This window comes from Pseudoduganella sp. UC29_71 (assembly GCF_042693265.1).
Classification (GTDB): domain Bacteria; phylum Pseudomonadota; class Gammaproteobacteria; order Burkholderiales; family Burkholderiaceae_D; genus Rugamonas.
In genome coordinates, this window is record NZ_CP170549.1 from 4,383,973 (window position 1) to 4,406,027 (window position 22,055).

General features: G+C 64.8%; 21 protein-coding genes and 1 pseudogene. 7 read left to right on the plus strand and 15 right to left on the minus strand.

Going from position 1 to position 22,055, the window contains the following annotated elements:
* Window positions 1-85: 85 nt before the first annotated feature.
* A pseudogene (gene mutS / locus ACFJI2_RS19425) lies at window positions 86-2,802 on the plus strand (DNA mismatch repair protein MutS).
* Window positions 2,799-3,803 (plus strand): hypothetical protein, encoded by a 1,005-nt coding sequence (locus ACFJI2_RS19430; RefSeq protein ID WP_377701481.1) that lies wholly within the window; start codon window positions 2,799-2,801, stop codon window positions 3,801-3,803. The pseudogene mutS and the gene ACFJI2_RS19430 overlap by 4 nt, the downstream one beginning before the upstream one ends.
* Before the next feature lie 109 nt (window positions 3,804-3,912).
* Here the strand turns inward: ACFJI2_RS19430 and ACFJI2_RS19435 are convergent, their stop codons facing one another.
* Window positions 3,913-4,455, minus strand: a complete 543-nt coding sequence (locus tag ACFJI2_RS19435) for a peptidylprolyl isomerase (RefSeq protein WP_377701482.1) — start codon at window positions 4,453-4,455, stop codon at window positions 3,913-3,915.
* 79 nt (window positions 4,456-4,534) lie between these two features.
* Here ACFJI2_RS19435 and ACFJI2_RS19440 point away from each other — a divergent pair, with 79 nt between their 5' ends.
* The 3 genes from ACFJI2_RS19440 (at window position 4,535) to ACFJI2_RS19450 (ending at window position 6,722) form a co-directional block, all read left to right on the plus strand.
* Window positions 4,535-5,668 carry a JmjC domain-containing protein gene (locus ACFJI2_RS19440; RefSeq protein ID WP_377701483.1) on the plus strand — a complete coding sequence of 378 codons (1,134 nt, stop codon included), beginning with the start codon at window positions 4,535-4,537 and terminating at the stop codon, window positions 5,666-5,668.
* A 10-nt stretch (window positions 5,669-5,678) separates the two neighbouring features.
* On the plus strand, window positions 5,679-6,155 hold the full coding sequence (locus tag ACFJI2_RS19445) for a hypothetical protein (protein WP_377701484.1): 477 nt from the start codon (window positions 5,679-5,681) through the stop codon (window positions 6,153-6,155).
* Between the two features lie 294 nt (window positions 6,156-6,449).
* Window positions 6,450-6,722 (plus strand): hypothetical protein, encoded by a 273-nt coding sequence (locus ACFJI2_RS19450; RefSeq protein ID WP_082616395.1) that lies wholly within the window; start codon window positions 6,450-6,452, stop codon window positions 6,720-6,722.
* A gap of 117 nt (window positions 6,723-6,839) precedes the next feature.
* Here ACFJI2_RS19450 and bamC read toward each other — a convergent pair whose 3' ends face one another.
* From bamC to ACFJI2_RS19495, 9 genes are all read right to left on the minus strand, one after another.
* Window positions 6,840-8,018 (minus strand): outer membrane protein assembly factor BamC, encoded by a 1,179-nt coding sequence (bamC, locus tag ACFJI2_RS19455; protein WP_377701485.1) that lies wholly within the window; start codon window positions 8,016-8,018, stop codon window positions 6,840-6,842.
* A gap of 12 nt (window positions 8,019-8,030) precedes the next feature.
* The gene (gene dapA, locus ACFJI2_RS19460) at window positions 8,031-8,909 is read right to left on the minus strand and encodes a 4-hydroxy-tetrahydrodipicolinate synthase (RefSeq protein WP_107872543.1); all 879 of its coding nucleotides are present in this window, start codon (window positions 8,907-8,909) and stop codon (window positions 8,031-8,033) included.
* 106 nt (window positions 8,910-9,015) lie between these two features.
* Entirely contained in the window at window positions 9,016-9,564 is a 549-nt protein-coding gene (locus ACFJI2_RS19465) for a class I SAM-dependent methyltransferase (RefSeq protein ID WP_377701486.1), read from the minus strand.
* Window positions 9,561-10,763: a tryptophan--tRNA ligase gene (locus ACFJI2_RS19470; protein WP_377701487.1), complete on the minus strand. Its 1,203-nt coding sequence runs from the start codon at window positions 10,761-10,763 to the stop codon at window positions 9,561-9,563. Before ACFJI2_RS19470 ends, ACFJI2_RS19465 begins: the two co-directional genes overlap by 4 nt.
* 5 nt (window positions 10,764-10,768) lie before the next feature.
* Window positions 10,769-11,443: a site-2 protease family protein gene (locus ACFJI2_RS19475; protein WP_377701488.1), complete on the minus strand. Its 675-nt coding sequence runs from the start codon at window positions 11,441-11,443 to the stop codon at window positions 10,769-10,771.
* 66 nt (window positions 11,444-11,509) lie between these two features.
* On the minus strand, window positions 11,510-12,133 hold the full coding sequence (locus ACFJI2_RS19480) for an L-threonylcarbamoyladenylate synthase (RefSeq protein ID WP_377701489.1): 624 nt from the start codon (window positions 12,131-12,133) through the stop codon (window positions 11,510-11,512).
* Between the two features lie 6 nt (window positions 12,134-12,139).
* Window positions 12,140-13,024, minus strand: a complete 885-nt coding sequence (htpX, locus tag ACFJI2_RS19485) for a protease HtpX (RefSeq protein WP_107872553.1) — start codon at window positions 13,022-13,024, stop codon at window positions 12,140-12,142.
* Window positions 13,025-13,098: 74 nt separating this feature from the next.
* On the minus strand, window positions 13,099-13,929 hold the full coding sequence (locus tag ACFJI2_RS19490; protein WP_377701490.1) for a 3',5'-nucleoside bisphosphate phosphatase: 831 nt from the start codon (window positions 13,927-13,929) through the stop codon (window positions 13,099-13,101).
* A gap of 61 nt (window positions 13,930-13,990) precedes the next feature.
* Window positions 13,991-14,866 carry an alpha/beta fold hydrolase gene (locus ACFJI2_RS19495; RefSeq protein ID WP_377701491.1) on the minus strand — a complete coding sequence of 292 codons (876 nt, stop codon included), beginning with the start codon at window positions 14,864-14,866 and terminating at the stop codon, window positions 13,991-13,993.
* A 169-nt stretch (window positions 14,867-15,035) separates the two neighbouring features.
* Here ACFJI2_RS19495 and ACFJI2_RS19500 point away from each other — a divergent pair, with 169 nt between their 5' ends.
* Both ACFJI2_RS19500 and hslO read left to right on the plus strand, forming a co-directional pair.
* Window positions 15,036-15,560 (plus strand): gamma carbonic anhydrase family protein, encoded by a 525-nt coding sequence (locus ACFJI2_RS19500; RefSeq protein ID WP_377701492.1) that lies wholly within the window; start codon window positions 15,036-15,038, stop codon window positions 15,558-15,560.
* Window positions 15,561-15,563: 3 nt separating this feature from the next.
* Complete coding sequence (gene hslO, locus ACFJI2_RS19505) at window positions 15,564-16,529, plus strand: Hsp33 family molecular chaperone HslO (protein ID WP_377701493.1); 966 nt, start codon at window positions 15,564-15,566, stop codon at window positions 16,527-16,529.
* A gap of 50 nt (window positions 16,530-16,579) precedes the next feature.
* On the opposite strand, the gene ACFJI2_RS19510 is transcribed toward hslO, so the two are convergent.
* The 5 genes from ACFJI2_RS19510 to ACFJI2_RS19530 all read right to left on the minus strand — a co-directional run bounded on the left by ACFJI2_RS19510 (window position 16,580) and on the right by ACFJI2_RS19530 (window position 21,897).
* On the minus strand, window positions 16,580-17,506 hold the full coding sequence (locus ACFJI2_RS19510) for a ChuX/HutX family heme-like substrate-binding protein (RefSeq protein WP_377701494.1): 927 nt from the start codon (window positions 17,504-17,506) through the stop codon (window positions 16,580-16,582).
* Window positions 17,507-17,549: 43 nt separating this feature from the next.
* Entirely contained in the window at window positions 17,550-17,873 is a 324-nt protein-coding gene (gene ftsB / locus ACFJI2_RS19515; RefSeq protein WP_377701495.1) for a cell division protein FtsB, read from the minus strand.
* 43 nt (window positions 17,874-17,916) lie between these two features.
* Window positions 17,917-19,200, minus strand: a complete 1,284-nt coding sequence (gene eno, locus ACFJI2_RS19520; RefSeq protein WP_107872567.1) for a phosphopyruvate hydratase — start codon at window positions 19,198-19,200, stop codon at window positions 17,917-17,919.
* A gap of 163 nt (window positions 19,201-19,363) precedes the next feature.
* Window positions 19,364-20,218, minus strand: coding sequence for a 3-deoxy-8-phosphooctulonate synthase (gene kdsA / locus ACFJI2_RS19525; RefSeq protein ID WP_132138876.1), 855 nt, complete (start codon window positions 20,216-20,218; stop codon window positions 19,364-19,366).
* Window positions 20,215-21,897 (minus strand): CTP synthase, encoded by a 1,683-nt coding sequence (locus tag ACFJI2_RS19530; RefSeq protein WP_377701496.1) that lies wholly within the window; start codon window positions 21,895-21,897, stop codon window positions 20,215-20,217. The genes kdsA and ACFJI2_RS19530 overlap by 4 nt, the downstream gene beginning before the upstream one ends.
* Between the last annotated feature and the right edge of the window lie 158 nt (window positions 21,898-22,055).

A 22,055-nucleotide genomic window follows, 5' to 3' on the forward strand; every position in this document is an offset into this window, starting at 1 on the left:
TGCACATTGTTGCGAAAGCGGTAAAATGTCGGCCTTACTGCCCCATTGCGCCCCGTCGCGCGCAGCCACATCGAACCAAGAAACAATGACCACCATCCCTAGCGAAATCAACGCCGCCGCCGTCAAGAACAGCCCTGCTGAAAAAGTGACCCCAATGATGCAGCAATATCTACGCATCAAGGCGGAGTACCCGTCGATGCTGGTGTTCTACCGTATGGGCGACTTCTACGAGCTGTTCCACGAGGACGCGGAAAAGGCTGCGCGCGTGCTGGGCATTACGCTGACGGCGCGCGGCTCGTCGAACGGCGTGCCGATCAAGATGGCCGGCGTGCCTTTCCATTCGCTGGAGGGCTACCTGGCCAAGCTGGTGAAGATTGGCGAGTCGTGCGCGATCTGCGAACAGATCGGCGATCCGGCCACCAGCAAGGGGCCGGTCGAGCGCAAGGTGATGCGTGTTGTGACGCCGGGCACCTTGACCGATTCGGACCTGCTGCCGGAGAAGGCCGAGCGTCCGCTGCTGGCGCTGTGCATGATCAGCCAGCGCAAGGTGGTCACGGCTGGCCTGGCCTGGCTGTCGCTGGCCAGCGGCGCGCTCAAGCTGATGGAGTTCTCGGGCGACAGCCGCACCGTGGCCATCCGCATGCAGCAGGAACTGGAGCGCATCTCGCCGGCCGAAGTGCTGCGCGGCGACGACGCCGAACTGTTCGACGATGCCTTCACCTGCCACGTGAACCGCGTGCCGGAATGGCACTTCGACGTGGTGAGCGGCCACAAGGCGCTGCTGGACCAGCTGAGCGTGGCCACGCTGACCGGCTTCGGCGCGGACAACCTGGGCGCGGCCTTCGGCGCGGCCGGCGCGCTGCTGCGCTACGCGCAATCGACCCAGGGCCGCGGCCTGCAGCACGTGCGCAGCCTGTCGACCGAAACCGAATCCGAATTCATCGGTCTGGACGCGGCCACGCGCCGCAACCTGGAGCTGACCGAGACCATCCGCGGCCAGGAATCGCCTACCCTGTTCTCGCTGCTGGACCACTGCCGCACCGCCATGGGTTCGCGCCTGCTGCGCTACTGGCTGCACCACGCCAGGCGCGACCAGGGCGTGGCGCGCTCGCGCCACCAGGCCATCGCGGCGCTGGCGCAGAGCGACACCACCGGCATCCTGTCGCAAACGCTGGCACAAGTGCCGGACATTGAACGCATCACCACCCGCATCGCGCTGCTGTCGGCGCGCCCGCGCGACCTGGCCAGCCTGCGCGACGGCCTGAAGCAGCTGCCCATGCTGCGCCACGCGATGGAGCGCAGCGTCGGCCAGGACAGCGGCACGCTGCTGGCGTCCATCCACAACGCGCTGGCCACGCCGTCCGATTGCCTGGACCTGCTGACCCGCGCCGTGATGGAAGAACCGGCCACCATGGTGCGCGACGGCGGCGTGATCGCGCGCGGCTTCGACGCGGACCTGGACGAACTGCGCGGCCTGTCCGAGAACGCCGGCCAGTACCTGGTGGACCTGGAAACGCGCGAACGCGCGCGCACAGGCATCGCCAACCTGCGCGTCGAGTACAACAAGGTGCACGGCTTCTACATCGAAGTGACCAACGGCCAGGCCGACAAGGTGCCGGACGACTACCGCCGCCGCCAGACGCTGAAGAACTGCGAGCGCTACATCACGCCGGAGCTGAAGGCGTTTGAAGACAAGGCGCTGTCGGCGCAGGACCGCGCGCTGGCGCGCGAGAAGATCCTGTACGACCAGCTGCTGGCCGACCTGGCGCCGTTCATCGGCACCTTGCAGACCATCGCGCAGGCGCTGGCCCAGATCGACACGCTGACCGCCCTCACCAGCCACGCGCTGCGCCACAACTGGTGCGCGCCGCAGCTGGTGGCCGAGCCGTGCATCAATATCGTTGAAGGCCGCCACCCGGTGGTGGAAGGCCAGATCGAGCGCTTCATCGCCAACGACTGCCGCTTCGTCAACGACCGCCGCCTGCTGCTGATCACCGGCCCGAACATGGGCGGTAAATCGACCTTCATGCGCCAGGTGGCGCTGATCACGCTGCTGGCCTACGTGGGCAGCTACGTGCCCGCCACCAGCGCCGTGATCGGCCCGATCGACCCGCGTTTACCCGCATCGGCGCCACCGACGACCTGGCCGGCGGCCGTTCCACCTTCATGGTGGAGATGACGGAAGCGGCGGCCATCCTGAACGGCGCCACCGACAATTCGCTGGTGCTGATGGATGAAATCGGCCGCGGCACCTCCACCTTCGACGGCCTGGCGCTGGCCTGGGCCATCGCGCGCCACCTGATCGACACCAGCCGCAGCTTCACGCTGTTCGCCACCCACTACTTCGAACTGACGCAGCTGCCGGAGAGCCATCCAACCGCCGCCAACGTGCACCTGTCGGCGGTGGAGCACAAGGACACCATCGTGTTCCTGCACGCGGTGCAGAACGGCCCGGCCTCGCAGAGCTACGGCTTGCAGGTGGCGCAGCTGGCGGGCGTGCCGCAGCCGGTGATCAAGGCCGCGCGCAAGCACCTGGCGCGCCTGGAAGCGCAGGCGCTGGACGCCACGCCGCAGCTGGACCTGTTCGCCGCGCCAACGGCCGACGCAAACGACGACGAGGCACCGCAGCCGCAGGCCGCGCACAACGCGCCAGGCGCCGAGGGCGCCCAGGCCGCCGACTCGCCCGCCATGCGCGCGCTGCTCGACGCGCTGGACGGCCTCGATCCGGACGCGCTCACGCCGCGCGAAGCGCTGGAGCGCCTGTACCAGCTGAAGCGCCTTGCGGAGCCTGCGCTGGCATGATGCGCCGCGCCGCCCTGTTGCTGACGGCCTGCCTGGCCGCCGCGCCGGCTTTCGCCGCCGCGGCGGCGGGACGGACCACGGCTGCGGGCAAGGTGGAAGGCAAGGCGTCGGGCAATAACGGCGCGGCGGCGAAGAATCCGCGCGCTTTCCAGTTCGGCGCCATCGGCCACACTTTCAGGGCGGACGCCGACGAAGCGCTGCTCAAGCGCGCCATCGCCGAGGTGAACCAGGAAAAGCCGGTGTTCATCGTCGCCACCGGCATCAAGTCGGCCGGCGAACCTTGCAGCGACAAGCTGTATGCGCAGCGCAAGGAAGTGCTGGACGAATCGCCGCGCCCCATCATCGTGTCGCCGGCAGGCAGCGACTGGACCGCGTGCCGCAACTCGGCCGGACGCTCCAACGCCATCGAGCGCCTGAACCGTATCCGCGAGGTCTTTTATCCCGGTAACCAGTCGCTGGGCGCGCAGCCGCTGACGCTGACGCGGCTGTCGGCCACGGCCAAGTTCCGCAGCTACGCGGAGAACGCATACTGGGAATATGGCCCGGTGTTGTTCGCCACGCTGAACCTGCCCGCCAAGAACAACCACTTCCTGCTGGAGGCGGGCCGCAACAGCGAGTTCGAGGACAGGCTGGTGGCCAACCGCGCCTGGCTGCACCGCCTGTTCACGCTGGCGCAGCGGCGCGGCGTGGAAGGCATCGTGCTGTTTTCGGACGGCGACCTGGGCGCGCACGCGGAGCAAGGTTTTTCACTGCTGAGCGGTTTCTCGGAAAAGCAGGACGGCTTCACGCAGGTGCGCAAGCAGGTGCGTACGCTGGCCGAGAAGTTCAAAGGCAAGGTGCTGCTGATCGATAACCAGGGCGACGGCAAGACGGCGCCTGCCATTACGTGGCGCGGCAACCTGGGGCATCTGGGACTGGGTGTGGAGTGGGAGGCGGTGCGCGTGCAGCCAGGCAGCGCTGCGCTGTTTACGCTGGCCGAGGGCGGGGACGCTGCGCCGTAGCGCCGGCGGCGGGTTACGCGCGTTCCGCGCTAACCCGCCTTACGGGCCACGGCATCTCCGCTCCGCGTAGGGCGGGTTAGGCGGCACGCCGTAACCCGCCGGATGCGGCTTAGTGAATCGGGTGCGAGCGGAACTCGTCGCCCTCATCGCCGTCATCTTCTTCACCATGGTGGTGGCCATGTGCGCCGTGCACGTGTTCGTGCGCGATTTCTTCGTCGGTGGCGGCGCGAACGTCCACCACTTCCAGTTCAAAGCGCAGGGCCATGCCGGCCAGCGGGTGGTTGCCGTCCAGGACGACCTTGTCGTCGGCGATTTCGGTCACGGTGAAAATCATGGCTTCTTCTTCGCCTTCGTCGCCGTCCGGCATGCCTTCGAACTGCATGCCCACTTCCAGCGGCTCCGGCAGGCGATTGCGCGGCTCAACCTTGACCAGGCTGGCGTCGTAGTCGCCGAATGCGTCTTCCGGTTCGATCTGGATGGTGGACGCGTAGCCGGTCTCTTTGCCGTCCAGTTCTTCTTCGATTTTCGGCAGAGTGTTTTCGTACCCGCCGTGCAGGTAGACCATAGGCTGGCGACCGTCTTCGATGAGGTTGTTCTGCGCGTCGGACAGTTTGTAGTTCACGGTCACGACGGTGTTCTTGGCGATCTTCATATGGCTCCCTTTCAGATTTAAGCTGGCAGATTATACCCTGCCCCGAATTCCCCCATCCGCGTGCTTGGTATAATGGCGCATGAAAAAATTACCTCTCCTGGGCGATATCACGCCCGCGCAATTCCTGCGCGACTACTGGCACAAGAAACCATTACTGATCCGTCAAGCCATCCCCGGCTTCACGCCGCTGCTGACGGTGGACGCGCTGGCCGAGCTGGCCACCAAGAATTACGTCGAATCCCGCCTGATCACCAAGGTGGACGGCAACTGGGACATGCAGCACGGTCCCCTGGCGGCGCTGCCCGCGCGCGACGACAAGGAATGGACCATGCTGGTGCAGGGCGTAAACCTGTTCGACGCCCGCGCCGACGCCCTGCTGCGCCAGTTCCGCTTTATCCCGGACGCGCGCCTGGACGACCTGATGGTGAGCTTTGCCACCGATGGCGGCGGCGTCGGCCCGCACTTCGATTCCTACGATGTGTTCCTGCTGCAGGCGCAGGGCCAGCGCCGCTGGCGCATCAGCGCGCAGAAGGATCTGAGCCTGATCGAAGGCCTGCCGCTGAAAATCCTGGCCGACTTCCAGGCCGAGGAAGAGTTCGTGCTGGAGCCGGGCGACATGCTCTACCTGCCGCCGCACTACGCGCACGACGGCACCGCCGTCGGCGACTGCCAGACCTACTCGATCGGCTTCCGCTCGCCCTCCTTCCAGGAACTGGGCGAGAACTTCCTGCAATGGATGGCGGACTCCATCGACCTGCCGGGCCGCTACGCCGACCCGGAACTGGAAGCGACCGCCAAGCCGGCCGAAATCCCGCGCCACATGCTGGACACGGTGATCGACGAGCTGAACAAGGTGCGCTTCACCGAGGACGACATCACCATCTTCCTCGGCGAGTACCTGTCCGAACCCAAGCACAATGTGTTCTTCACCGCGCCGGACAAGCCGCTGACCCTGGAGCGCTTCCTGCAGGCCGCCGCCAAGAAAGGCGGCGTGGTGCTGTCGGCCAAGTCGCAGATGCTCTACCGCGGCACGCACGTCTTCATCAACGGCGAATCGTTCGCCATCGGCCGCGCCGACAAGGCCGCGCTGGTGGCGCTGGCCAACGACCGCGCGCTGGCCCCGGCCGCATTGGACGCGGCATCCGACGATGTGATCGACGCGCTGTACGCCTGGTATGCGGACGGCTGGCTGGAACTGGCCGACGGCAAATAAGGAGCCCACCATGGAAAAGCAGATCCAGCCCTTCGATACCCGCGCGGGATTCCAGGAGCAATTGCGGGTCTGCATTTCCAGGGCCAGGCTGACCTTGCAGGTATTCGACCCGGATTTCGCGATCTGGGAACTGGGCAGCAGCGAAATGGACGGCTTATTGCGCCATTTCCTTGCCAACCACGGCAAACTGGCGCTGATCGCGCACAGCCATGCGGAACTGGAGCGCCACGCGCCCCGCTTCCTGCGCCTGCTGCGCGATTACAGCCACGCCATCGAATGCCGCCGCAGCAGCCCGGCGCTGCGCCTGTTGACCGACTCTTTCTGCATCGCCGACCAGTTACACCTGGTACGCCGTTATCATTCGGACCACTTCCGCGGCGAAGCGGTGTATGATTCAGCACCCGATACGCAAGTCTGCAGCGAGCGTTTCACGGGAATATGGGCCGAGTCCGTGCCCGGCTTGAGTGCGGACACTACTGGACTCTAGGCTTTATCAATGTAGAATGCTGCTGTTCGACAGGTATGCCGGTAATGGCTGCCAATGCAGGCAAATGGCCGAGGAAGCAATTTATTGCGTTATCGCAAAATAGTTGCGATTTCGGCCTTGTATGCTATTGCGACGCACCAAAAATCGCTATAATATTCGGTTAGGAAGTTTCCGTTGTCTGGCAGGCACCATTTGGTACGAAAGGCCTACGAAGACGCCCTAATGAGCGATAATTACCGGTAATTATTCATCGCAACATTGTTGTTTATTTTTTGAATTAATTAAGGAAAACCCATGAAAAAATCCCTGCTGATCGCCTCCCTGCTGGCTGTTGCTCTGGCTGCTTGCTCCAAAAAAGAAGAAGCTCCTGCTGCTCCAGTAGCAACCCCAGAAGTTGCTGCTCCAGCACCAGCTCCAGCTGCTCCAGCTGCTGACGCTGCCGCTCCAGCTGCTGCTCCAGCCGCTGACGCTGCTGCTGCTGCCGCTACCGCCGCTTCGGCTGCCGCTTCGGCTGCTTCGGCTGCTGCTTCGGCTGCTTCGGCTGCTGCATCCGCTGCTGCGAAGTAATCAGTCAGTTGGAAAAGAAAAACCGGCTTCGGCCGGTTTTTTTTTGTCTGTCGCCAGCCGCGCCGGCGGTCCGGGCGTAAAAAAACCGGCCGCAGCCGGTTTTTTTATTGTAACAACTTATTTCAGCTGTTCGTGCAGCAGGGTCAGGATCTTCTCGCCGGTGGCGCTGGTTTCCGGCTTGCCGTCGTTGCTCAGCACGGTCACGTCGCTGGTCGAGCCGGACGCGCCGGCCTTGACGGCCACCCGGTAGCGCTGCGCTTCCTTGTCCTTCTCGGACGAGCCCCAGCTGAACAGCTTGGAGAAGAAGCCCTTGGTGGTGCCGGCGTCCTGGTCCACATAGCGGACGAAGTAGATGCCTTGCACGCGGTCGCGGTCTTCCACGGTGAAGCCGGCGCGGTCCAGCGCCAGGCCGACACGGCGCCAGGCGCGGTCGAAGCCCTCGTCCACTTCCACCAGGCGCGCTGCGCCCGTACCCTTGAGGGTGGCGTGCTGCGGCTGCACGATGGCGCCGTCCACGGCGGTGCGCGCGGAGGCTTCATCCTTGTCGCCGCCCAGCTTGGTCATCAGCTTGGCGATGAACAGCGCTTCCAGGTTGGGGTCGTTCGGGCGCGCGGTCCACATCGTGGTTTCCTTCTGGGCGCCGGTGATGACTTCCTCGGCGCCGCGGTGGCTGATGTAGATCTCGGTGCTGCCGTCCGGCAGGCGCTCCAGGCGGGTGCGGAATTTGTCGCGCTCGCCGCTCGAATACAGCGAATCGAATACCTTGCCGATGGTGTTGCGCACGAAATCCTGCGGGATCTTGGCGCGGTTCTCGTTCCATTCGGTTTCCAGGATGCCGGCCTTGGGCTCGTTCACGGCCAGCGTGAAACCGGACTCTTCCCAGAAGTTCTTCAGTTGCGGCCACAGCTGTTCCGGGGTCTGCTTGACCACCAGCCAGCGCTGATTGCCAGCGCGCATGACTTTCACGCTGTCGGTGCCGGTGGACGCCACCTGGTTGCCGCCGCCGGCCGGTGCCGCCGCCACGCCGCCGCCGGCGCGCTGCGCCTGGTAGCTCGATGCGGTGGCCACGCCACGGGTACTGTCCGGCAGCGAATAGCGGTTATCCGCCTGCAATTGCGTCAAATCCGGCGGTACGTCCAGGGTGCTGGCCTTCTTGGCCGACTTGTAGTCGACCTTGTCATTGCCGACGACCGAGCTGATCATGCCGCAGCCGGTCAGGGTCACGGTCATGGCTGCAATGGCGGCTAAGCCCAGGCCGCGCTGCGGGGTAATGGATGCTGTCTTGCGAATAGTCATGTTTTACGGGGCTTAGTTGATCAGGCCGGCTTCGCGCAGCGCGCCGCGCACGGTCTCATGGTACTCGGCTGCCAGCGGCACCAGCGGCAGGCGTATGCCGGCAGGCATCATGCCCATTTCAGCCAGCGCCCATTTCACAGGCACCGGGTTCGGCTCGACAAACAGCTTCTGGTGCAGCGGGAAGACCTTGTTGTTGATCTCGATGGCCTTGGCGATATCGCCTTCCATGGCGGCCTTGCACATGTCGTGCATGGCGCGCGGGGCCACGTTGGCGGTCACCGAGATATTGCCTTTGCCGCCGGCCAGCATCAGGGCCACTGCGGTCGGATCATCGCCGGAATAGACGGCGAATTCCTTCGGCGCCAGGCGCAGCAGGTCCAGGCCGCGGCCGATGTTGCCGGTGGCGTCTTTCACGCCGATGATGTTCTTGATGGCAGCCAGGCGCACGATGGTCTCGTTCGACATGTCGGCCACGGTGCGGCCCGGCACGTTGTACAGGATTACGGGAATGTCTACTGCTTCGGCGATGGCCTTGAAGTGCTGGTACATGCCTTCCTGGGTAGGACGGTTGTAGTACGGCACAACCTGCAGCACGGCGTCCGCGCCCGCATCCTTGGCGTAGCGGGTCAGTTCGATCGCCTCGGCGGTCGAATTGCCGCCGGCGCCGGCGATGACGGGGATGCGGCCCTTGGCGTGCTCCACGGTGGCCTTGACCAGGGCGCAGTGCTCCTCAACGCTCACGGTGGCCGATTCGCCGGTGGTGCCGACGATGACGATGCCGTCCGTACCTTCGGCGATGTGCCAATCGATCAGCTTGTTCAAACCCGGATAGTCCAGACTGCCGTCTGCGTGCATCGGGGTGACAATTGCTACTATGCTGCCCTTAATCATAGTTAACCAAAACAGTAAGAAATTAAAACAACGATTGTAGACGATAGGCCGGGTCTGTGGTGCTTCCCGGAACAGTATCCTATATTAAATTGCGCTGAAATCGTCATCAATCGGACGGCAAGAGCGCGGCAACGCGCGGGAATTCCGGCTTCACCGCGCAGATGCGTTGCACCAGAGCAGGTTTTGGAGATTCCACCCGGCCATCCTCGAAAGCGATCACGCGCAGCTCATGCCTGGCGGCCCATTCCAGCAGCTCGCCCGGCGCCAGCAGGAAGGCCGGATTGGACGGCTTGCCGAATTCCGCATTGCCGTCCGCGAAGGTTTCGTAAATCAGCACGCCGTTCGGCGCCAGGCTCCCCAGCATGTCCGCAATGAGCGGCCGGTGCAAGTAGTTTGTCACCAGAATGCCGGCAAAACGGTCCGGGCCGAACGGCCACACCGCGCCGTCCGCCTCCAGGTCAATCTGCGACGTGACGATGCCGTCGCCGGCGGCGGCCGCCAGCGAATCGGCGTTCTGGTCCACCGCCACCACCGAATGGCCCAGGGTCACCATGTGGCGCGCATGGCGGCCGGTGCCGCAGGCCAGGTCCAGCACTTCGCCGCCCGGAACCAGGGGCGCAAAACGCTGCACCCAGGAAGAAACTTGTTCACTCATGTATAGGAAAGTCCCATTGCTTCGCGCACATCGCGCATGGTTTCTTGCGCCAGTTTGCGGGCCACGTCGTTGCCGTCGGCAACGATGGCGCGCACCAGCGAGGGGTCGTCCAGATAGGGCTGGGCACGCTCGTGCATCGGCTCCTGCTCCTTGATGATGGCGTCGATCACCGGCTGCTTGCACTCGATGCAGCCGATGCCGGCCGACTGGCAGCCCTTGACCACCCATTCCTGGGTGGCGTTGTCTGAATAGACCTGGTGGAACTGCCATACCGGGCAGCGCGCCGGGTCGCCCGGGTCGCTGCGGCGCACGCGCGCCGGGTCGGTCGGCATGGTGCGCACCTTCTTGGTCACGGCGTCCTTGTCCTCGCGCAGCGCGATGGTGTTGCCGTAACTCTTGGACATCTTGCGGCCGTCCAGCCCCGGCAGGCGGCCGGAGGCGGTCAGCTTGGCCTGCGGCTCCACCAGGATCAGCTTGCGGCTGCCCTCCAGGTAGCCGAACAGGCGTTCGCGGTCTATCATCGACAGACTGTGGGCATCGTCCAGCATGGCCTTGGCCTGCTCCAGCGCCTCGTCGTCGCCATCGCGCTGGTATTGCGTGCGCAGCTCGTTGTACAGCTTGGCGCGCTTGCTGCCCAGCTTTTTCACCGCGTCCTGCGCCTTCTGCTCGAAACCTTTTTCTTTGCCGTACAAGTGATTAAAACGGCGCGCAATCTCGCGCATCATCTCGATGTGCGGCACCTGGTCTTCGCCCACCGGCACCTCGGACGCGCGGTAGATCAGCACGTCCGCCGCCTGCAGCAGCGGATAGCCGAGGAAGCCGTACGTTGCCAGGTCTTTCGAAGCCAGGTTCTCGATCTGGTCCTTGTAGGTCGGCACGCGCTCCAGCCAGCCCAGCGGCGTGGCCATGGACAGCAGCAGGTGCAGCTCGGCATGCTCGGGCACGCGCGACTGGATGAACAGCGTGGCCTGCGACGGGTCGATGCCGGCCGCCAGCCAGTCCACCAGCATGTCCCAGGTGCTGCGTTCGATCAGCTCGGGATCGTCGTAATGGGTGGTGAGCGCGTGCCAGTCGGCCACGAAGAACAGGCAGGGCAGCTCGGCCTGCATTTTGACCCAGTTGGTCAGCGCACCGTGGTAGTGGCCCAGGTGCATGGCGCCCGTGGGGCGCATACCGGAAACGACGCGATCGGGATACATACAAGTTAGCCCAGCAACATTCGAAGCGGCAGCACCAGCGTGATGAACAGCGAGTGGCAGGCCTGCACCATGACAGCCAGGATGGGGCTCAGGATGCCGGTGTACATCAGCACCAGCAGGCCGATGAACACATACGGGCCATAGCGCTCTATCTTAGCAAATTTGTACGCCAGGTCGTTCGGCAGCAAAGCCGTCACGATGCGGCCGCCGTCCAGCGGCGGCACCGGAATCAGGTTGAACACGCACATGACGGCATTGGTCAGCATGCCGGCCTTGCCCATTTCGATCAGGAAGGGCTCATGCACGTCCAGGCGGTACATCAGCACCAGCGCGATGGTCCAGGCCAGGCCCATGGCGAAGTTGGCGGCCGGGCCGGCGGCGGCCACGAAGCCCATCTGCTTCTTGGGATTGCGCAGGCGGCTGTAGTCCACCGGCACCGGCTTGGCGTAGCCGAACGCCATGTGCAGCGGGCTCAGTGCCAGCATGATGGGCAGCAGCACGGTGCCGAACCAGTCGATGTGGTGGATGGGATTGAGGCTCAGGCGGCCCTGCTGCTCGGCCGTGGTGTCGCCGAAATAGCGCGCCACGTAGCCGTGGGCGGCTTCATGCAGGGAGATGGCAAACAGGACGGGAATCGCGTAGACGGCGATGGTCTGGATTACTTGGTTGAAATCGGTCATGGGTAAATTCTACCAGACCGGGATGAGCGGCCTGGAGCGTGGGGGAATGGGAAGGGTGGCAGCCGCTTACAGGCCCAGCACGGCGGGGTCGCCCCGGCCCTGGCGCACCAGTTCCGGTTCCGCGCCGCTCAGGTCGATGACGGTGGTCGGTTCGAAGCTGCAGGCGCCGCCGTCGACAATCAGGTCGACCTGCTTTTCCAGGCGCTCGCGCACCATTTCGGGGTCGGTCAGCGGCTCGTCGTCGCCCGGCAGGATCAGGGTGGTGCCCAGCAGCGGCTGCTGCAGCTCGGCCAGCAGCATCTCGACGATGCTGTTCTCCGGCACGCGCAGGCCGATGGTCTTGCGCGAGGGATGGCTCAGGCGGCGCGGCACGCAACGCGTGGCTTCCAGAATGAAGGTGAACGGCCCCGGCGTGGCCGCCTTGAGCAGGCGGAACTGCTTGTTGTCCACGCGGGCGTACACGCCGATCTCGCTCAGGTCGCGGCACAGCAGGGTCAGGTGATGCTTCTCGTCGATGCCGCGGATGCGGCGCAGGCGCTCCACCGCGCCCTTGTCGTCCAGGTGGCACACCAGCGCGTAGCAGGAATCCGTCGGCAGCGCGACGATGCCGCCGCCGTGGATGATCTGCGCCGCCTGCTTGATCAGGCGCAGCTGCGGATTGACCGGATGGATCTGGAAGTATTGGCTCATGTCGGCTTAGCGCGGCAGTTGCTGCAGGGCCGCGATGCGCTGCTCCATCGGCGGGTGGGTCGAGAACAGCGCGGACCAGCCGCCGCCGCCGGTGATGCCGGAAGCGGCCATGTTCTGCGGCAGCGCGCCCGGCTCCAGGCCGCCCAGGCGGGCCAGTGCGTGCTGCATCGGCACGCTGCTGCCCAGCAGTTGGGCCGAGCCGGCGTCGGCGCGGAACTCGCGCTGGCGCGAGAACCAGGCCACGATGATGGAGGCCAGCAGGCCGAACACGATTTCGCACACGAACACGGTCACCATGTAGCCGATGCCGTTGCCGCTGCTGCGCTCGTCGTCCTTGCTGCGCAGCATATTGTCGACAAAGAAGCCCACGATGCGGGCCAGGAACACCACAAAGGTGTTCACCACGCCCTGGATCAGGGTCATGGTCACCATGTCGCCGTTGGCGATGTGGGCCACCTCGTGGCCCAGCACGGCTTCCACTTCGTCGCGGTTCATCGACTGCAGCAGGCCGGTGGAGACGGCCACCAGGGCCGAGTTCTTGAAGGCGCCGGTGGCGAAGGCGTTCGGTTCGCCGTCGTACACGGCCACTTCCGGCATGCCGATGCCGGCGCGCTCGGCCAGCTGGCGCACGGTGGCCACCAGCCACTGCTCGGTGGAGTTGGCCGGCGCGTCGATCACGCGGGCGCCGGTGCTCCACTTGGCCATCGGCTTGCTGATCAGCAGGGAGATGATGGAGCCGGTGAAGCCCACCACCAGCGAAAACGCCAGCAAAGTACCCATCTGCAGCTGTCCGCCCGCAGTGGGACGGCCGATGCCGAGCAGCGACAGGACCAGCGACAACACCAGCATCACGGCCAGGTTGGTGGCGATAAAGAGGACGATACGTTTCATATTGCTTTCTCCGCAGAGTTACCCGAGCATAAGATATGGCCGGGTAGCCGGAATTGCAAGTGCTTAGCGCGGACCTAGAACCAGTCGTGCCAGACCGGGGTCACATTGCCCGGCAGCGGCGGCAGCAGCTTGAAGTCCACCCGCGCCTCGCCGGGCGCGTGGAAATCCGTGCCGCGCGAGGCCAGGAAGCCATAGGCATTGGCCAGGCGCGCGTATTCCGGGTACTGGTCCGGCGTATGGCTGCCGGTGACCACCTCGATGGCGGCGCCGCCCATTTGCTTGAACTCGTCGAACAGCACGCCTTCGGCGGTGTCGCTGAACTTGTAGCGGCCCGGGTGCGCGATGACGGCAATGCCGCCCGCGCCGCGTATCCACTGCACCGACTGCTCCAGGGTGGCCCAGCGGTGCTCCACATAGCCGGGCTTGCCCTCGCACAGGTATTTCTTGAACACTTCCGACGTGTTGCGGCAGGCGCCGATCTCGACGATGTAGCGCGCGAAGTGGGTGCGCGACATCAGATTCGGGTTGGAGACGTATTTCAGCGCGCCTTCGTAGGCGTCCGGAATGCCCGCCTTGGCCAGCTGGGCGGCGATCTCGCGGCCGCGGCTGTCGCGCCCCGAGCGGGTCTGCTCCAGGCCCTGCACCAGGGCGGCATTGTTCTCGTCGATCTGCAGGCCGACGATGTGCACCGTCTCGCCGGCCCAGGTGATGGAGATTTCCACGCCGGTGACAAAGCGCATGCCCTGCTCGGCGGCGGCGGCGCGCGCAGCAGGAATGCCGCCCACCTCGTCATGGTCGGTCAGCGCCCACGCGTCCACTCCGGCCTCGCGCGCCACCTTGGCGACCTTGGCCGGCGGCAGCACGCCGTCGGAAACGTTGGAATGGCAGTGCAAATCTACATTCATGCGGAGTGTATTGTTCGGGCTAATAGAAACCTTATTGTACGCTGCGGCGGCGGGTTACGGCTTAGGCCAGGAACTGCTCCAGCATCGCGGCCAGCTGCTCCGGCTGATCGTGGTGCAGCATATGCCCCGCGTTGTCCATCATCTTGGCGGTGACGTTGGCCAGGTGCCCCAGGCGGCGGTCAATCTCCACGCGCGCCTCCTCCTTCGGCCCCATCCACAGCCACATATTGGTGTGCTCGGCCTCCACCCACAGCACCGGCGCCGTGATCGCGCGCCAGCACGCCATCACCTCCTCCACATGGTACAGCAGCGGATTGATGCGCTTGTGCGCCGGGTCGCCCAGGATTTCCCACTCGCCCTGGTCGTTCTGCCCGGCCCAGTGGCTCGCCAGGAAGGCGGCGCGCTCGTCCGACAGGCGCGGATTGGTCTTCTGCAAGCGTCTGGCCACCTCGCCCAGGTCGGCGTAGCCGCGCATTTCCTGCGGCTCCAGCAGCTCGTCCATCCACTTGGCGTAGCGCCCCGGCGCCTGGTCCGGCGTGGTGGACTTCATGCCGAAGCCCTCCAGGTTGATCAGGCGGCGGATGCGCTCGGGCCGCGCGCCGGCGTACAGGCCCACCACGTTGCCGCCCATGCTGTGACCCAGCAGGTTGACCGGGCTGTCCGGCTGGTAGTGGCGCAGGATGGCGTCCAGGTCGCCCAGGTAGTCGACAAACCAGTAGGTATCCACGCGCGGGCGCTCGGTCAGGCCGAAGCCGCGCCAGTCCGGCGCGATCACGTGCCAGTCGCCCTGCAGCGCGTCCACCACGAACTGGAACGAGGCCGACACGTCCATCCAGCCATGCACCATGAAGATCTTGGGCGCCCCTTCCCTGCCCCAGTGGCGGATATGGGTGCGGTTGCCGCGCACGTTGATGAATTCGGATCGGGATGGTTTCATGATGATTGCAGCCTTGAAAGTAGCGCAGCGAGCGCAATATGGGTGCCTTGGATCGGGCGCAAGCCTCGATATTAGCACGATCGTTCGCAAAACCTGAAGCAAGCCGATGCCTGGCAGGCGTAAAATAGCGCCATTCCGCAGTTTCCACAAACAATCATCTGGGCTTTCCATGACCATCTACCAACTGGGCGAAGACGCGCCCGAGATCGATGCTACCGCCTTTGTTGCCGACACGGCCACCGTGATCGGCAAAGTGACCCTGCACGCCAACGCCACGGTATGGTTCGGCACCACGATACGCGGCGACAACGAGCGCATCACCATCGGCGAGAACAGCAACGTCCAGGAAAACAGCGTGCTGCACACCGACATGGGCTTCCCCATGACCCTGGGCAAGAACGTGACCGTGGGCCACCAGGCCATGCTGCATGGCTGCACCATCGGCGACGGCTCGCTGGTCGGCATCCAGGCGGTGATCCTGAACGGCGCCAGGATCGGCAAGGGCTGCCTGGTGGGCGCCGGCGCGCTGGTCACCGAGGGAAAGGAATTCCCGGACCACCAGCTCATCATCGGCTCGCCCGCCAAGGCCGTGCGTACGCTGACGGAAGAAGACGTGGCCAAGCTGCGCGGCGCGGCCGACGGCTACGTGCAGCGCGGCCGGCAGTACACGACGCAACTCAAGAAAATAGGATAAACAATGAGCATCACCCCAGAACTGGCCGCCGGCCAGGACACCCTGCAGAAATTCATCTTCGACAACGCCTCCGTGCGCGGCGAGCTGGTCGACATCTCGGCCACCTGGCGCGAAGTGCAGGCGCGCCACGACTACCCGGCGCCGGTCAAGCGCCTGCTGGGCGAAATGGTGGCGGCCGCCGCCCTGCTGTCGGCCAACCTGAAGTTCAACGGCTCCATCATCATGCAGATCCACGGCGACGGTCCGGTGCGCCTGCTGGTGGTGGAGTGCGACGCCGACCTGCGCCTGCGCGCCACGGCCAAGCTGAACCCGGACGCGGCCATCGCCGACGACGCCGGCGTGATGCAGCTGCTGAACGCGCACGGCAAGGGCCGTTTCATCATCACGCTCGATCCGGCCGACAAGGTGCCGGGCCAGCAGCCTTACCAGGGCATCGTGCCGCTGGACGGCGACGACGTGGCCACCGTCATTGAAAACTACATGCAGCGTTCGGAACAGCTGGACACCAAGCTGTGGCTGGCGGCCGACGACAACGTGGCGCGCGGCCTGCTGCTGCAAAAGCTGCCGCACCACGGCGGCAAGGCCGAAACGGCGCAGCTGTCGCAGGACGAGGCGCTGGAAACCTGGAACCGCGCGGTGATCCTGGGCTCGACGCTGAAGCAGGAAGAAATCCTCAGCACCACCATCGACGTGCTGATGCAGCGCCTGTTCTGGGAAGAGACCATCCGCGTGTTCGACCCGGTGCATCCATCCTTCCACTGCAGCTGCACGCGCGAGAAGGTGGGCAATATGCTGAAGATGCTGGGCCAGGAAGAAGTGGAAGGCGTACTCGATGAACAAGGCACGGTGGCCATCAACTGCGATTTCTGCGGCCAGCACTACGAGTACGACAAGGTGGACTGCGCCCAGCTGTTCGCCACCAGCGCGCCGGCCGAGGTGTTGATCCCGGCCGGGGAAGCAAAGCATTAACACCGGCCAAGGCCGGGGACACCCCATCGGGTCCGTCCCCGGCCTGCGGTTCAGTTCTTGGGCAGGCTGCGCAGCAGCGCCAGCCAGGCCGGCGACTCGGGCTTGGCGCGCTCGCGTACGCTAGAGAAACTCACCACCGGGTCGCCGTCCCGGTCGAAGAACTCGACCGACGTCACGCCCGCGCCCTGCAGCACATAGCCGCCCTGGACCGCGCGCTCGTGCAGGCGCAGTTTGAAGCCCGCATCCTGCACGTCCAGCCAGCCGCCCTCGGCGGCGGGATAGCCGATCGCGCCGCGGAAGATCTGCGTCACCGAACCATTCCCCAGGAAAACCATGATGGGCAGTTTCTGCTGTGCCGCTTGGGTCAGCAGCTGGCCCATGGCCGCCGACGCCAGGGACGCGACCATGTTCTCCGGCACAGGGCGCGCGCCCTGCTCGCGCGGCGGCGTCCCGGCCAAGTCCAGCGGTGCGCGCTGGTCCGGCGCGCGGAAGTCCGCCACCAGCTTGTCGAACACGCCTGCCGCCGCTTCGCTCGTCAGGTAGAGCTGGTGCACGGCGGCGCCGCTGGGATCGAAAAATTGCAGGCTGCGCGTGGTTGGGCCGCCAGGCTCGGCCTGCTCGACGGCGAAGGCGTAGCGCCAGTTGGCGAAGTTGAAGCGCAGGTCGATTTCGCCGCCCAGATAGCCGCCGGCGGCGTTGTCCGGGCCGCCTCCGGGCTGGCCTTGCTCCACGCGCATGGCCACGCCTGTGCGCTCCATGACACCGTGCTCGTTGGCGGTGACCGCGCGCACCGCACCGAAGTCCAGCGCGCGCCGCATGATGGCGGGCGCGGTGCGTTCATCGCAGCGGAGCAAGGTGACGGTCTTGCCGATCCTTGCGGCAAGCTGCTCGGCGTCCGAGAGCTGGCGGGCGCCGGCCGGCAGCACGCCGGACAAGAGCAGGCAAGCCAGGACCAGGGTGTAGCGTAGCAGGGCCATAGCAGGCTTCATGGCAGGGGGCATGGCAGGCTTCGTAACGGGATTATTTCGGGGCCGGGACGGCCGTGGGGGCGTCGGCCGCAGGCTGGGTCTGGCCTTTGCCGAGGATCTGGATGTAGATTTCGTTTTGCTTGATCATGCTGAGCTCGAAGCGGGCGCGTTCTTCGACGGCGCCGGTGCCGTCCTTCAGGTCGCGCACTTCGGAGTCGAGCTTGGCGTTGCGGCTTTTCAGCTCGTCATTTTTTTTCTGGGCCACGGCAACCTGGTCTTCCAGGTCGGCCACGCGCAGCCAGCCGCCTTTCCCCAGCCACAGCGGGTACTGTATCAACAGCAGCAAGGCTGCCAGTGCAAGGGTAATCAAACGCATAGGGTGGTAGCCAGCCAGGGCAAGCCTGGCTGGCGTCGTGCTATTACTTCAGGTTGTAGAACGCGTCACGGCCCGGGTAGGAAGCGATGTCGCCCAGGTCTTCCTCGATGCGCAGCAGCTGGTTGTACTTGGCCATGCGGTCCGAACGGGACATGGAACCGGTCTTGATCTGCAGCGCGTTCAGGCCCACGGCGATGTCGGCGATGGTCGAGTCTTCGGTTTCGCCCGAGCGGTGCGAGATCACGGCGGTGTAGCCGGCGCGCTTGGCCATTTCGATGGCGGCGAAGGTCTCGGTCAGCGTGCCGATCTGGTTGATCTTGATCAGGATGGAGTTGGCGATGCCTTTCTGGATGCCTTCCTTCAGGATCTTGGTGTTGGTGACGAACAGGTCGTCGCCCACCAGCTGCACCTTCTTGCCCAGCGCGGCGGTCAGGATGCCCCAGCCTTCCCAGTCGCCTTCGTGCATCGCGTCTTCGATCGAGATGATCGGGTACTTGTCGCACCAGGTCGACAGCAGGTTGGTGAACTCGACGGCGGTCAGGCTCATGCCTTCGCCGTCCAGCTGGTACTTGCCGTCCTTGTAGAACTCGGAGGCAGCGCAGTCCAGGCCCAGCGCGATCTGGGTGCCCGGCTCGTAGCCGGCTTCTTCAATGGCCTGGATGATCAGCTTGATCGCTTCTTCATGGTTGGCCAGCGATGGGGCGAAGCCGCCTTCGTCGCCCACGGCGGTGTTCAGGCCCTTCTTGTGCAGGATCTTCTTCAGCGTGTGGAACACTTCGGCGCCGTAGCGGATGGCTTCCTTGAAGGTCGGTGCGCCGACCGGGATGATCATGAATTCCTGGATGTCCAGGTTGTTGTCGGCGTGCGCGCCGCCGTTGATCACGTTCATCATCGGCACCGGCATCTGCATGGCGCCCGAACCGCCGAAGTAACGGTACAGCGGCAGGCCGGCTTCTTCGGCGGCAGCCTTGGCCACGGCCATGGACACGGCCAGCATGGCGTTGGCGCCCAGGCGCGACTTGTTCTCGGTGCCGTCCAGGTCGATCAGCGTGCGGTCCAGGAAAGCTTGCTCATTGGCGTCCAGGCCCATGATGGCTTCCGAGATTTCGGTGTTGATGTTTTCGCAGGCTTGCAGCACGCCCTTGCCGAAGTAGCGCTTCGGGTCGCCGTCGCGCAGCTCGATGGCTTCGCGCGAACCGGTGGACGCGCCCGACGGCACGGCCGCACGGCCCATCACGCCCGATTCCAGCAGCACGTCGCACTCGACGGTTGGATTGCCGCGCGAATCGATCACTTCGCGGCCGATAATGTCTACGATAGCACTCATTTCATACTCCAAAAGTTTAAGCAAAACTGTTGCTGGCGCGGCCCGCACTCGCGTTCGCCGCGCAAAATTGCAGCAAGGGTAACAGACGGCGGCCGGATGTGGAAGCGGGCCAGGCGTATGTGTTCTATACGCCCGGCCCGCCCGGTATTCATGCCTGTGGAGCTTAGTTAAAACTAGTTTCCAGGAAGCCAGCTTTTTTGGTCACGCGGTCCAGCTCGATCAGCACGGACAGCAGTTCCTTCATGCGGCCCAGCGGCACCGCGTTCGGGCCGTCCGACAGCGCGGTGGCCGGCGTCGGGTGGGTTTCCATGAACAGGCCGGCCACGCCCACGGCCACGGCCGCGCGCGACAGCACCGGCACCATCTCGCGCATGCCGCCCGAGGAGGCGCCGTTGCCGCCCGGCAGCTGCACCGAGTGGGTGGCGTCGAATACCACCGGGGCGCCGGTTTCGCGCATGATGGACAGCGAGCGCATATCGGACACCAGGTTGTTGTAGCCGAAGGAGGCGCCGCGTTCGCAGGCCATGAAATTGTCTTCAGGCAGGTTCTTGGCGGCAGCCGCCGCGCGCGCCTTGGCGATCACGTGCTTCATGTCGCCCGGGGCCAGGAACTGGCCCTTCTTGATGTTCACCGGCTTGCCCGATTCGGCGCAGGCGTTGATGAAATCGGTCTGGCGACACAGGAAGGCCGGGGTCTGCAGCACGTCCACCACGGACGACACCACGTCGATTTCCTCGATGGTGTGCACGTCGGTGAGCACCGGCACGCCCAGCTCGCGCTTGACGTCGCCCAGGATCTCCAGGCCTTTTTCCATGCCCGGGCCACGGTAGGAGGTGCCCGACGAACGGTTCGCCTTGTCGAAGGACGACTTGTAGATGAAGGGGATGCCCAGTTCGGTGGTCATTTCCTTCAGCGCGCCGGCCACGTCGAACGCCATCTGGCGCGACTCGATCACGCAGGTGCCGGCGATCAGGAAGAATGGCTGGTCGAGGCCTACGTCAAATCCGCACAGTTTCATGCTGCATCTCCTTGGAGCTGGTTTTCAACCGCATGCAGGCCCTTGGACGCTTTTTGCGCCAGCGCCGCCTTGATATAGGACGTGAACAGCGGGTGGCCGTCGCGCGGGGTCGATTTGAATTCAGGGTGGTACTGCACGCCCATATACCATGGGTGCGCGTTCTCGCCGCTGCGCGGCAGTTCCATGATTTCGCACAGGTCTTCGGTCGGGGTGCGTGCCGCCACCACCAGGCCGGCCGCTTCCACGCGGCCCAGGTAGTGGTTGTTCGCTTCGTAGCGGTGGCGGTGGCGCTCGGTCACCACGCTGCCGTAGATTTCCGATGCCAGCGTGCCCGGTTTGACGGCGCAGGCTTGCGCGCCCAGGCGCATGGTGCCGCCCAGGTCCGACTTCTCGTCGCGCTTTTCCACCTTGCCGTCCAGGCCCTGCCACTCGTCGATCAGGGCCACGACCGGCTGGTCGGTGGTCGGCTCGAACTCGGTGGAGTTGGCGTTGGTCAGGCCGGCCTTGTGGCGCGCGTATTCGATCAGCGCGACCTGCATGCCGAGGCAGATGCCCAGGTAGGGGATCTTGTTTTCACGGGCGAACTGGGCCGCCATGATCTTGCCTTCCACGCCGCGCTTGCCGAAGCCGCCCGGCACCAGGATGGCGTCGTACTTGGCCAGTTCGGCGCAGCCGGTGGTCTCGATCTCTTCCGAGTCGATGTACTCGATGTTGACCTTGGATTCGTTGTGGATGCCGGCGTGGCGCAGCGCTTCGGTGAGCGACTTGTACGACTCGGTCAGTTCCACGTATTTGCCGACCATGCCGATCGACACTTCCGCTTTCGGGTGCTCCAGCGTGTAGATCAGCTTGCTCCACATGGACAGGTCGGCCGGGGCCGGGTTCAGGTCCAGCGCTTCGCAGATGATGGCGTCCAGGCCCTGGTCGTGCAGCATCTGCGGCACTTTGTAGATGGTGTCCACGTCCCACACCGAGATCACGGCGCGCTCTTCGATGTTGGAGAACAGCGAGATCTTGGCGCGCTCGTCTTCCGGAATGGCGCGGTCGGCGCGGCACAGCAGCGCATTCGGCGAGATGCCGATTTCGCGCAGCTTCTGCACCGAGTGCTGGGTCGGCTTGGTCTTCAGCTCGCCTGCCGAAGCGATGTAGGGCACCAGCGTCAGGTGCACGAAGGCGGTGTTCTTGCGGCCGGCGCGCAGGCTCAGCTGGCGTGCCGCTTCCAGGAAGGGCAGCGACTCGATGTCGCCCACGGTGCCGCCGATTTCGCACAGGGCCACGTCGTAGCCTTCCGCGCCACGGCGGATGTAGTCCTGGATTTCATTGGTGATGTGCGGGATCACCTGCACGGTCTTGCCCAGGTACTCGCCGCGGCGTTCCTTGCGGATCACCGATTCGTAGATCTGGCCGGTGGTGAAGTTGTTCACCTTTTTCATGCGGGTGGAGATGAAGCGCTCGTAGTGGCCGAGGTCGAGGTCGGTTTCAGCGCCGTCATCGGTAACGAAGACTTCACCGTGCTGCATGGGGCTCATCGTGCCGGGATCGACGTTGATGTAAGGGTCCAGCTTGAGCATGGTGACTTTGAGGCCGCGCGATTCGAGGATCGCGGCGAGGGAGGCGGCGGCTATCCCTTTACCAAGGGAAGACACAACGCCACCGGTGACGAAGACATATTTGGTCATTGCGGGTCGGTGCCGAACGGCACGTGCGGGAAATTGAAATTATAGCGCAAATTGCGCATTTCTTCATCATCCCGGCGGGAAATATCCCCCGACGGCCGGGGCCGCCTGAACAAAACGGCAAGATTGCCGCCAGTGTTGGTCAGCGTACAGAGGCGTCC

What these genes read in the sequence shown, in the direction of transcription:
- ACFJI2_RS19430 (WP_377701481.1), top strand. Translation starts at nt 2,799, where the DNA reads ATGATGCGCCGCGCCGCCCTGTTGCTGACGGCCTGCCTGGCCGCCGCG.
- ACFJI2_RS19435 (WP_377701482.1), bottom strand. Translation starts at nt 4,455, where the DNA reads ATGAAGATCGCCAAGAACACCGTCGTGACCGTGAACTACAAACTGTCC.
- ACFJI2_RS19440 (WP_377701483.1), top strand. Translation starts at nt 4,535, where the DNA reads ATGAAAAAATTACCTCTCCTGGGCGATATCACGCCCGCGCAATTCCTG.
- ACFJI2_RS19445 (WP_377701484.1), top strand. Translation starts at nt 5,679, where the DNA reads ATGGAAAAGCAGATCCAGCCCTTCGATACCCGCGCGGGATTCCAGGAG.
- ACFJI2_RS19450 (WP_082616395.1), top strand. Translation starts at nt 6,450, where the DNA reads ATGAAAAAATCCCTGCTGATCGCCTCCCTGCTGGCTGTTGCTCTGGCT.
- bamC (WP_377701485.1), bottom strand. Translation starts at nt 8,018, where the DNA reads ATGACTATTCGCAAGACAGCATCCATTACCCCGCAGCGCGGCCTGGGC.
- dapA (WP_107872543.1), bottom strand. Translation starts at nt 8,909, where the DNA reads ATGATTAAGGGCAGCATAGTAGCAATTGTCACCCCGATGCACGCAGAC.
- ACFJI2_RS19465 (WP_377701486.1), bottom strand. Translation starts at nt 9,564, where the DNA reads ATGAGTGAACAAGTTTCTTCCTGGGTGCAGCGTTTTGCGCCCCTGGTT.
- ACFJI2_RS19470 (WP_377701487.1), bottom strand. Translation starts at nt 10,763, where the DNA reads ATGTATCCCGATCGCGTCGTTTCCGGTATGCGCCCCACGGGCGCCATG.
- ACFJI2_RS19475 (WP_377701488.1), bottom strand. Translation starts at nt 11,443, where the DNA reads ATGACCGATTTCAACCAAGTAATCCAGACCATCGCCGTCTACGCGATT.
- ACFJI2_RS19480 (WP_377701489.1), bottom strand. Translation starts at nt 12,133, where the DNA reads ATGAGCCAATACTTCCAGATCCATCCGGTCAATCCGCAGCTGCGCCTG.
- htpX (WP_107872553.1), bottom strand. Translation starts at nt 13,024, where the DNA reads ATGAAACGTATCGTCCTCTTTATCGCCACCAACCTGGCCGTGATGCTG.
- ACFJI2_RS19490 (WP_377701490.1), bottom strand. Translation starts at nt 13,929, where the DNA reads ATGAATGTAGATTTGCACTGCCATTCCAACGTTTCCGACGGCGTGCTG.
- ACFJI2_RS19495 (WP_377701491.1), bottom strand. Translation starts at nt 14,866, where the DNA reads ATGAAACCATCCCGATCCGAATTCATCAACGTGCGCGGCAACCGCACC.
- ACFJI2_RS19500 (WP_377701492.1), top strand. Translation starts at nt 15,036, where the DNA reads ATGACCATCTACCAACTGGGCGAAGACGCGCCCGAGATCGATGCTACC.
- hslO (WP_377701493.1), top strand. Translation starts at nt 15,564, where the DNA reads ATGAGCATCACCCCAGAACTGGCCGCCGGCCAGGACACCCTGCAGAAA.
- ACFJI2_RS19510 (WP_377701494.1), bottom strand. Translation starts at nt 17,506, where the DNA reads ATGGCCCTGCTACGCTACACCCTGGTCCTGGCTTGCCTGCTCTTGTCC.
- ftsB (WP_377701495.1), bottom strand. Translation starts at nt 17,873, where the DNA reads ATGCGTTTGATTACCCTTGCACTGGCAGCCTTGCTGCTGTTGATACAG.
- eno (WP_107872567.1), bottom strand. Translation starts at nt 19,200, where the DNA reads ATGAGTGCTATCGTAGACATTATCGGCCGCGAAGTGATCGATTCGCGC.
- kdsA (WP_132138876.1), bottom strand. Translation starts at nt 20,218, where the DNA reads ATGAAACTGTGCGGATTTGACGTAGGCCTCGACCAGCCATTCTTCCTG.
- ACFJI2_RS19530 (WP_377701496.1), bottom strand. Translation starts at nt 21,897, where the DNA reads ATGACCAAATATGTCTTCGTCACCGGTGGCGTTGTGTCTTCCCTTGGT.